Source organism: Conexibacter stalactiti (assembly GCF_033542075.1).
GTDB classification, from domain to species: domain Bacteria; phylum Actinomycetota; class Thermoleophilia; order Solirubrobacterales; family Solirubrobacteraceae; genus Conexibacter; species Conexibacter stalactiti.
Window position 1 is genome coordinate 1 of sequence record NZ_JAWSTH010000159.1, and the last position, 9,626, is coordinate 9,626.

9 protein-coding genes are annotated in these 9,626 nt (G+C 73.9%); 5 read left to right on the forward strand and 4 right to left on the reverse strand.

The genetic code is table 11. The annotated features are described in order from the left end of the window. The coding region (locus R7226_RS29975; RefSeq protein ID WP_318601169.1) for an ATP-binding protein at positions 1 to 841 on the reverse strand (841 nt) is incomplete at its 3' end. Positions 842 to 989: 148 nt separating this feature from the next. Here R7226_RS29975 and R7226_RS29980 point away from each other — a divergent pair. After that, positions 990 to 1,460 (forward strand): FAD-dependent oxidoreductase, encoded by a 471-nt coding sequence (locus R7226_RS29980; protein ID WP_318601161.1) that lies wholly within the window; start codon positions 990 to 992, stop codon positions 1,458 to 1,460. 5 nt (positions 1,461 to 1,465) lie between these two features. Here R7226_RS29980 and R7226_RS29985 read toward each other — a convergent pair whose 3' ends face one another. After that, on the reverse strand, positions 1,466 to 2,614 hold the full coding sequence (locus tag R7226_RS29985; protein ID WP_318601162.1) for a M28 family peptidase: 1,149 nt from the start codon (positions 2,612 to 2,614) through the stop codon (positions 1,466 to 1,468). Positions 2,615 to 2,772: 158 nt separating this feature from the next. Between R7226_RS29985 and R7226_RS29990 the strand changes: the two genes are divergently transcribed. Genes R7226_RS29990 through R7226_RS30000 form a run of 3 tightly spaced genes read left to right on the forward strand, consistent with a single transcriptional unit; the run spans position 2,773 to position 6,136 of the window. Next, positions 2,773 to 3,570, forward strand: a complete 798-nt coding sequence (locus R7226_RS29990) for a hypothetical protein (protein ID WP_318601163.1) — start codon at positions 2,773 to 2,775, stop codon at positions 3,568 to 3,570. Beyond that, entirely contained in the window at positions 3,567 to 4,229 is a 663-nt protein-coding gene (locus tag R7226_RS29995; RefSeq protein WP_318601164.1) for a hypothetical protein, read from the forward strand. Before R7226_RS29990 ends, R7226_RS29995 begins: the two co-directional genes overlap by 4 nt. Further along, on the forward strand, positions 4,226 to 6,136 hold the full coding sequence (locus tag R7226_RS30000) for a hypothetical protein (protein ID WP_318601165.1): 1,911 nt from the start codon (positions 4,226 to 4,228) through the stop codon (positions 6,134 to 6,136). Before R7226_RS29995 ends, R7226_RS30000 begins: the two co-directional genes overlap by 4 nt. A 94-nt stretch (positions 6,137 to 6,230) precedes the next feature. Here the strand turns inward: R7226_RS30000 and R7226_RS30005 are convergent, their stop codons facing one another. Next, positions 6,231 to 8,042 carry a GmrSD restriction endonuclease domain-containing protein gene (locus R7226_RS30005; protein ID WP_318601166.1) on the reverse strand — a complete coding sequence of 604 codons (1,812 nt, stop codon included), beginning with the start codon at positions 8,040 to 8,042 and terminating at the stop codon, positions 6,231 to 6,233. 47 nt (positions 8,043 to 8,089) lie between these two features. Next, positions 8,090 to 8,761 (reverse strand): peptidylprolyl isomerase, encoded by a 672-nt coding sequence (locus tag R7226_RS30010; RefSeq protein ID WP_318601167.1) that lies wholly within the window; start codon positions 8,759 to 8,761, stop codon positions 8,090 to 8,092. 26 nt (positions 8,762 to 8,787) lie between these two features. Here R7226_RS30010 and R7226_RS30015 point away from each other — a divergent pair. Further along, the coding region (locus R7226_RS30015) for an HAD-IIA family hydrolase (RefSeq protein WP_318601168.1) at positions 8,788 to 9,626 on the forward strand (839 nt) is incomplete at its 3' end.

The window sequence follows — 9,626 nt, forward strand, 5'->3', positions numbered from 1 at the left end:
GGCTGAGCTGCCCGCGCACGTGCCGCGCGACCAGCGGCACGCCGGCCGCGACGTCGGCCGGCGCGGCCGGCTCGCCGCGCTGCGCAAGCTCGCTCAGCAGCGCCTTCAGCAGCAGCGGGTTGCCGCCGGTCGACGCGGCGCAGGCGGCGCACAGCTCCGCCGACGGCTGTTGGAGGCCGGCCGCCGTCGCCAGTCGCGGGACCGCGTCGAGCGGCAGCGGCCGCGGCTGCAGCAGCGCGAGCGCTGGTTCGAGCCGCAGCTGCTCCAGCCCGGCGGAGTCGGCCGCCGGCTCGCCGCGCCGCACGGCGGCGACGAGCGCGAGCGGCTGCGCGCCCAGCCGCGCCGCGACGTGCGCGAGCACGCGCAACGAGCCGCGGTCGACCCACTGCACGTCGTCGACGAGCAGCAGCAGCGGGCGGCGGGCGGCGGCGTTGGCGAGCAGCCGGAAGGTGCCGTGCGCGAACCGCTCCGCGGCGGCGTCGCCGTCGTCCGGTCGCCGCGGCGAGAAGAGCGGCAGCGCAAGGCTCGCCGCGCCGGCGAAGAGCGCGTCGCGCTCGGCATCCCTCGCCGCTGCCAGCGGCTCGACCAGCTCCAGCACGACGCCGAAGGCGATCTCGGTCGCGAGCGGGTCGGCGCGCGCCGCGAGCGTCGTGAAGCCGCTGCGTGCGGCGATCGCGCCCAGCTCGCGCAGCAGCCGCGACTTGCCGATGCCGGCCTCGCCCTCGATCAGCAGCGGACGGCCGGCGCCATCGTGGGCGGCGCCGAGCAGCTCGGTCAGCTGCGCCAGCTCGCGGTCGCGTGCCAGCAGCGGCTCGGCGGCGGGGCTGATGGAAGGTGCGATGAGGCTCCGTCCTCGGTCGGCGCGGTCACGACCCGCACGAGCGCCTCACGACGGACGCGGCCGGACGGTCGCGTGCCATCTTAGGGACTGTTCGACGCACTGGGACCCGGTGCGGCGGGTGCGTGCCGGCGCACTATGCTGCCGCCTGATGGCCGCCGACAGCCACCTCGACACCGACGTCGCCGTCGTCGGCGCCGGTCTCGCCGGCCTGGTCGCCGCGCGCGACCTCGTCCGCGCGGGGCTCGGCGTCATCGTGCTGGAAGCGCGCGACCGCGTCGGCGGGCGCACGCTCAACGAGCCGGTCGGCGCGGACCCGGAGCAGGTCGTCGAGCTGGGCGGGCAGTGGTTCGGCCCGACGCAGCACCGCGTGAGCGCGCTCGCGCGGAGACCTGAGCGCTACGTGGAGAAGGTCTGGAGCGAGGAGCCCTACAGCGGCGGCGGCTACGCCGGCTACATGCCGCCGGGCGCCTGGACCGACCACGGCGCCGCGCTGCGCGCCGCGATCGGGCCGCTGCACTGGGCCGGCAGCGAGACCGCGACGATCTGGAACGGCTACATGGACGGCGCGATCCAGTCGGGCCAGCGCGCCGCGCGCGAGGTCGCGAGCGCGCTGGGCTGAGGCGCCTACGCCACCAGCTCGCGCGCCGTCGCCTCCGCCAGCGCGAGGCAGCGCGCGACCGAGCGCCAGCCGACGCGCTCGGCCGTGTCCGTCGGCAGGTGGTAGTCGCTGTAGCGGCCGTCGGCTCCGACCGACAGCAGCGAGACGGCGCGCAGCCCGGCGAAGCGGGCGAGGATCGGGTCGGTGTAGGCGCCGATCCGCCAGCGCTGCGGTGGCGGCAGGCCGGCGCGCCGGGCGGCGGCGTCGACGAGGTCGTTGTCGCGCGCCGCGTAGGTGTGCGGCAGCAGGACGCCCTCGGCGCGCGCCACGATCGGCTCGCCGGCGCCGAGCGTGTCGAGCCCGAGCACGAACGTCGTCGCGCGGTCGAGCGTGTCGCCGTGCGCGGCGAGGAAGGCCGCCATGCCGCCCATGCCGGGCTCCTCGCAGCCGCTGCTGAGGACGATCGTCTCGAGCCCGTCCGGCGGGTCGTGCGCGAGCCGGCCCGCGAGCGCCAGCAGCGCGGCGACGCCGGTCGCGTTGTCGGAGGCGCCGGGGACGGTGGGGGAGCGGTGCACGTCGGCCATCAGCGCGACCGTCGCGGCAGCGAGCGTGCCGCCGAGCGCGCGCCCGGCGCGCGTGCCGCTTGCGGCGGCGAGCGCGGCGAGCGCGAACGGCCAGCCGGCCGGCTCCATCGCCCGTCGTCTCAAGCGCGCCGCCGCCCCGCCGCGCGACAGCGCCGGGTGCCAGATCAGGCCGGTGCGCGCCGCGTCGTGGTGGGCGACGAGCAGGAGCGTCGCGCGGCGCGGCCCGCGCGCCGGCAGCCGCCCGACCACGTTGGCGCCCTCGCCCGCAGGCAGCCACCGCCGCAGCCACTGCCGGCGGCCGCTGACGTCGAGCTCGTGGGAGGCGAGCGCGGCGAGCGCGAGCAGGCGGCCGCCGCGGCCTCCGAGCGCCGCCGCGGCGCCGATCGCGCCAGCGTGCAGCGCGTAGGCGTGCGTGTATGTCGGCGTGTAGCGGAACGGCTCGCTGCGGACCTCCTGCACCCCCGCCGCGCGCAGCCGCTCGGCGACCCACGCGGCGGCGGCACGCTCCCCGGCGCCGGCGGAGTCACGCGTCATCGCCGCGAGCCGTTCGACGTCGGCGCGCAGCTGCGGATCGATCGCGTCGGCGCTCATCGCCGGCACCATAGCTGGCGCGAGAGCCGGCGCCGGCGCGGCCGTCCTGGGGTCCCTCCCAGAGTTTGGTCCAACGCCTGGGAGACGGTCGGGATCACGGCTACGATCGCCGCCGCAGCGGCCGGGTGAGGCGGCCGGAGACTCTCCAGGAGGACGCCGTGAATCGCAGTCGGAGCAGGTCCGTTTCGCTGGCCGCCGTCATCGCCGTCGTCGTCGCGCTCGCGCTCGCGCCGGCCGTCTCGACCGCCGCCGCCGGCACTGGCGTGGCGCAGGTCAGCGCCAAGAGCGGCGCGAAGAGAGGCGCCAAGAAGAAGGCGTCGACCTGCACCAAGCGCAGAAGCGGCAAGCGCAGAGGCGGCAGAGCCCGCCGCAGCGCGGCGGCCGAGACCAGCGCGCGCGGCAAGCGCGGCAAGAGCGGCAAGGGCCGCAAGCGAGCGAAGGGCTGCTCGACGAAGAGAGCCGCGCCCAAGCGCGAGGACAGCGGCGGCAGGCGCGACGAGCGGCCGTCGCGCGATCCGAGCGAGCGCCGGCGTGAGCGCGAGGAGGCGAAGGGCCGCCACCGGCCGACGCCGCAGCGACCGACCGCCCCGGTCAAGGTCGCTCCAGCCGACGGCACCTACACGGCCACCGGCGCTCCCGGCTTGAGCTTCACGATCAGCGACGACGGCACGAGAGGACGGATCGTCGCCACCGTCGCCAAGAGCGACTTCAGCGAGGCCGTCTGCCAGACCGCGGACGTCGCCGTCGACGTGCCGATCGAGATCTCGCGCTCGACCGGCAGAAGCGGCCTGATCGGCGATCAGCAGCTGCCCGGCGGCGGGGTCGCCAGCATCCTCGGCTTCGTCGCGGCCGATGGCAGCTTCGGCGTCACCATCAGCACCAGCCGGCCGTACGCGCCGAACCCGGGCTCGACCTGCTCGGCCTTCACGAGACTGACGGGGACCTTGACCAGATGACGACGCTTTCGGCACGCGCGCTCGGCACGCACCTCGCCGCCCTCTGCGCGATCGCGCTGCCGGCGCTCGGCGCTGCGGCGGCCGACGCCGCCCCGGTCACGGTCTACGTCGTCAGAGGCAAGGCGGTCACCGTGCCAGCGGCCGGCGGACCGGAGGGCGTCTATGACGCCGGCGACGATCTCGACGCGGCGGCGTCGTCCGCGCCGGTCGCGGAGACCGCGGCGAAGCTGCGCCCGCCGACCGCCGAGGTCGAGCGCTGCGGGAGATCGAAGGGCAGCGCGCAGCGCGCCTGCAGAGCCCGCAATGCGGCCAACAAGGTGGTGCTGAAGAAGCTGCTCGACACGCGTCTGGTCGGCACCCGCGGCGACGGCGCCGCGGTCGACTGGAGCTTCTGCCGCAGCGGCCTGTGGCTGTCGGCGATCACCAGCGGCGGCTCGACCGGACTCTCCAGAGACACCAACTGGCAGGTCGAGGACGCGGTCGTCAGACAGGGCGGGAGATGGTTCGACGCGATCGTGACGGCCAACAGGGGCAGCTCGCAGGTCGCGGTCGGAATGCGCGGCGGCAGATGGAAGGTCGGGGTCTCCTTCGGCAACCCCGCCAGCTCGTACGGGCCGGCCGAGCGATCGAGCGCGAGCGAGACGTGCGCCGCGGCATGACCCGGTCGCCGCTGAGAGGCACGATCCGCGCGCTCGCCGCGGCGGTCGCGGCGGTGCTGCTCGCGCCGGCGCCGGCGGCGCTCGCCGGCGACTGGACGGTCGCGGAGATCACCGGCCCGCCGGGCATCAGATGGATCCAGCCCAATGCCGTCAACGCCCATGGCGTCGTCGTCGGGACCGCGCGCTTCCCGGGCCGCAGCCAGGACACCGCCTTCCGCTGGGAGGACGGCACGATGATCGAGCTGGCGCTGAACGGCGCCGACCGCAGCAGCGCGTACGACGTCAACGACGCCGGGACGATCGTGGGGATCATCGGCATCGACAACGGCGCGGTCTGGACGGCGACGAGAACGACCAGCGCGCTCTCGCCGACCGCGTTCAACATCTCCGGCAGATTCGGCTCGGCCGCCTTCGGCATCAACGAGGCCGGCACGATCGCCGGCACGGCGGGCGACAGCGGGAACATCCCGTCGCCGTGGATGGACGGCAGAGCCAGATACGACAACCGCTTCCCGGCGCTGACGGCCGGCGGCGGCTGGTCGCGGCTGCCGATGCCCGACGTGATAACGGACAGAGGGGCGGAGATCAGAGGCGGCCACGCGGTTCAGATCAACGAGAACGGGTTGATCATGATCGGCGGCATCAACATGGGCGCCCGCCCGCGCCTCTCCAGCGGCGGCGTCGCGAGCGACACGTACGACCTGATCCCCGGCAACCAGGGCTTCAACGACCTCGGGCAGATGGCCGGCCGCACGACCGCCGATCCGAACAGTAACCCGTTCTCCGCCCGCATCTGGGACGGCACCGGCTACGTCGACGTCGGTGCCGAGCAGCCGAGATCGCGCGCCAACGCGATCAACAACCTCGGCTGGGTCGTCGGCCGGGCCGGCACCGAGGACTATCAGGCGGAGTACAGACAGCTCGGCAACGCCTGGCTGTGGCGCCCGGACGCGCCGCCGACGCCGCTGCTGCAGCTGGGGCCGACCGGCTGGTCGTACGCGAACGCGCTCGACGTCAACGACGACGGCGTGATCGTCGGCGTCGGCCGGCACGGCAGCAAGGAGGTCGGCTTCATGCTGACCCCCGCCGCGATCGCGCACCGGCTCTCCGGCAAGGTCTGGGGCGTCGGCGGCGCGCCGATCGCGGGCGCGCAGCTGCGGATCGTCGGCGCGGCGGGGCAGGAGATCGCCCCGGCGGTCACGACCCGCGCCGACGGCACGTACGAGACGACGCTGCCGCGCGGCGACTACCGCGTGACGGTGCTGCCCGACGGCGTCTACATGCCGGACGCGGGCGCCGGCTGCACGATCGTCGCGTTCACCTGCGCGCTCGGCCTCAGACAGAACCGCGTCGTCGACTTCTACGCGATCCCGAGCGGTCCGATCGTGGTGCCGAGACCGCCGACCGGCGGCGGCAGCGGCGGGCCGGGCGGCGGCGGAGCAGGCGGCGACAGACGCGGGCCGGTCGTCAGAGGCCCGCGCCAGAACGCGACCGTCGTCGCCAGCGGCGCCGGCGTCGTCGGCGTCAGACTGGGCCCTTTCGCGGAGAACGCGAGCGGCACGGTCGCGCTGCAACAGGCACCGGCCGCGAGAGGGAGAGCGAGAACGAGAACGAGAGGCAGAGGCAGAGCGAGCGCGAGCGGCGTCAGCGCGAGCGCGGCCAGCGAGGCCGTCGCCGCCGCGGCGCCCGTCGTCCTCGGCAGCAGAGCGTTCCGCGCCAGCGCGGGCAGAGCCGTCGTCGTGGCGGTCGCCCTCAACAGACGCGCGAAGCGGCTGCTCAAGCAGCTCAGAAGCGTGAGAGCGGTCGCCGTCGTCACCGCGCGAGACGCGCTCGGCAACGCGACGGTCGCCCGTTTCAGACTGACGCTGCGCGCCGCGAGAGCGGGCGGCGCGCGCAGAGGTCGCTGACCGTCGAGGAGCGTGGCCGGCCGCGGGACGACGGCCGGCCCGCTCCCGGCGAGCCTGCGATCGAAATCCTGAAGGCGACGGCGACCGGTGACGGTCAGCGCTCGGCGGCGACCGGTTCGGCGACGAGGCTCTTGCCCATCACCTCGCCGATCCGGTTGAGCAACGCCGCTTGGCGCGCCTCGAAGAAGCTCTCGAAGTCGTTGCTGCGGAGCGTCTCGGGGTCGATCAGGTGAGAGAGCAAGGTGCTCTCCTCGGTCGCGGCGCTGACGCCGTCGCGCTCGCGCAGCGCGGTCAGGTAGTCACTCGGCGCGCGCCCGCCGATCATTCGATTGGTCCGTGCCGTCAGCGGCGTCTTGTTGACGATGCTGTCGCAGAAGGAGGGCGGCACCGCCTCGGGCGTCCGCTCAGCGCACCACTTGCGCGGGAAGACGTGGTGGATGTCGACCGCTTCCTCGAAGTAGTTCTGGTCGTTGGAGGTCTCGCCGGTGCGGAAGTCACGTGCTCCTTCGCGCAGCAGCAGCACGTAGATGCCCTTGTACGCGGCGCTGCGGCGCGAGCGCAGGGTGTGCAGGCGTTCGGGGGCGAGGTTGGCGTCGGTGATGGTGCGCGGCACCGCCGCCGCGTCCTCCGCGAACGCGAGCAGGTCGGGCACGTCGCGTGCGAAGCGTGTCTCGGTCGCGGAGCCGTAGAGCTCGCCGAAGACGCCGCACCAGTACCAGCGGGCGATCCGCTCACGGATCCGCGGGCTGTCGATCGCGCTGTCGCCGAGCAGCGTCAGCACGACCGCCAACGGAACCAGCTGGGTGCTGTACGGCAGGAACTTCGTCTCGAAGATCCGCTCACGGTGCAGGAAGCGCGCGGCACGCTCGAAGCCGACGGTCAGCGGCTCGGCCCAGTCGAGGTACTGGTCGAGCGACAGTCGCAGGACGTCGCGGCGCTTGCACGTGACGACGGGCGCCCGTTCCTCAGGAGCGCCGGCGAGGAGGTACTCCCGGCGGGCTCTGAGCGTTGCCAGCAGCGTCACCGCCTGGAGGAAGTCGGTGTTGGCGACGTCGCGCAGGACGCGTTGCTCGTGCAGGCGCCGCTCGCGCGCCTCCCAGTCGGCGCGCAGCTCGAAGTCCGGCTCGGCGACTGCCGCGAACGAGGCGGTCAACAGCTCGAAGACGCTCAGCGAGACGCCGCCGGTGTTGACCTTCTCGAAGACGAGGCAGACCGCCTCCTTGGGCGTCTGCCGGTGAAGTCGGATGACCGGCAGCTGGTAGGACCGGAACCGTTGGACGACATCGCGTTCGAAGTCGTCCCACAGCCGGCTCATCTCGGCGTCGTAGCCGTGGTGCGTGCGGAAGCCGCTGGCCCACTCGTAGTGGTCGAAGATCGCGCGCAGCGGGAACATCAGCTCGCCGTACTCCCGCTCCGAGGTGGAGAGGTCGAGCTGGACGTCGCGGCCGAAGTTCGTGCGCACGCGCCGGTCGGCCGGGATCGAGATGACCGCGTCTTCGCGGTCGACGACATTGGAGAGCGACCTGCGGATGTCGAGGTAGTACCAGCGCTCGATCGCGTTGCCCTTCGCGTCGCGTGTTCTCACCGGGTCGCCCGCGACGAGCGACTGGAAGAGCGAGGTCAGCCGTTGCTGGCCGTCGAGGATCAGGACCTCCGGCTCGCGGCCGTCGGGCGTCGCCCCTTCGAGCGGGCGGGTGCGGAAGGCGACGTCACCTCCGCTTTCCAGCAGCATCACGGTGCCGATCGGAAAGGAACGGGAGACGCTTGCGATCAGGTCGCGGATGTGGTCGTCGTCCCACACCCAGCCGCGTTGGAAGTCGGGCAGCTGGGCCTCGCCGAGACGGGCGTCGGCGAGCAGCTCGAGAAGGTCGGTCTTGGTGCTGTCGAAGGTGCTGATGGACGCCATCGGCGCATTACACCGGATCGGGCGTCATCGCACGCCGGCCGCGCTCGTCAGTCGTGCGCGATCGTGACGCTCTCGATCACGACCGGGTCGACCGGCGGCGACCCCTGCGGGTCGGACGACTCCAGCGGGCGGTTGTTGATCCGCTCGACGACGTCCATGCCGGAGGTGACCTCGCCGAGCAGCGCGTACTGCGGCGGCAGGTTGGCGTCCTCGCCGGTGACGATGAAGAACTGGCTGCCGGAGGCGCCGTCGGGGTCGGTCGCGGTCTTCGCCATCGCGACGACGCCTCTGGTGTATCTCGTTCTTCTCGGCGGCGCCTCGGTGATCGTGTAGCCGGGGCCGCCGGCGCCGCCGCCGGTCGGGTCGCCGCCCTGGATCACGAAGTCTCTGGCGATCCGGTGGAACGGCAGGTCGTCGTAGAAGCCGGCGCGCGCGAGCGTCGCGAACGAGCCCGTCGTCTTCGGCGAGTCGGCGACGTCGAGCGTGATCACGAAGCTGCCGCAGTTGGTCTCGACCGTCGCCGTCCACGTGAGCGCGGAGGAGAGCACGGCCGTCGGCTTTCTCCTCGTCAGCGAGCCGCGCAGCTCCGGCTGGGGCACTCTCGTGCAGACCGAAGCGGTCGTCGTGGTCGTCGTCTGGCTGTCGGATCCGCAGCCGCCGAGCAGCGCCGCGCAGGCGCTCGCGAGCAGCAGCGCGGGGGGGAAGAGGAGGCGTCGCACGGCGGAGAAGGATAATGGGAGGTCGCGTGCCCCAGACTGCCCCGTCCCTCACCCCGCTCGTGCGGGCCTACGACCACCTGCTGCTCGACCTCGACGGCTGCCTGTGGGTCGGCGGCGCGCCGACCCGCGACGCCCCGCGCGCGCTGCAGGCGCTGCGCGAGGGCGGCAAGCGCGTCGCGTTCGTCACCAACGACACCCGCCACAGCGCAGAGGAGTACGTGCGCAAGCTGTGGGCGCTCGGCTTCCGCGCCTCGCTGGAGGAGGTCGTGACCGTCGGCGGCGCGCTCCAGCACCACCTCTCCGAGCGTCACGGGGCCAGGCGCGCCAGCGCGTACGTGATCGGCACGCCCGCGATCTTCCGCCACGTCGCCGACGCCGGCCTGCGCGTCGTCAACGGCATGCCGGAGGCGCCGCACGCCGAGGTCGTCGTCGCCGCCGGCCACGACGACCTCGTCTTCGAGGAGCTGAAGCTGGCGACCCAGGCGCTGCTGGCCGGCGCCGACTTCGTCGCGGCCGGCCGCGACCGCACATTCCCGATGCCCGACGGCATGTGGCCGGGCACCGGCGCGCTCGTCGCCGCGCTCGAATACGCCTCCGGCCGCCACGCGACGACCGTCGGCAAGCCGGAGCCGGAGATATTCGCGACCGCGCTCGACCGCCTCGGCGAGGGCCGCGCGCTCGTCGTCGGGGACCGTCTCGACGTCGACCTCGCCGGCGCCGCCGCCGCCGGCCTCGACGGCGCGATCGTGCTGAGCGGCGCGACGACCCGCGCGCAGGCCGAGGAGGCCGGCGCCGACGGCGGCGCGCGCCCGGTCGCGATCGCCGCCGACCTCGCGGAGCTGGTGCTCGGCGAGGCGCCGCCGCT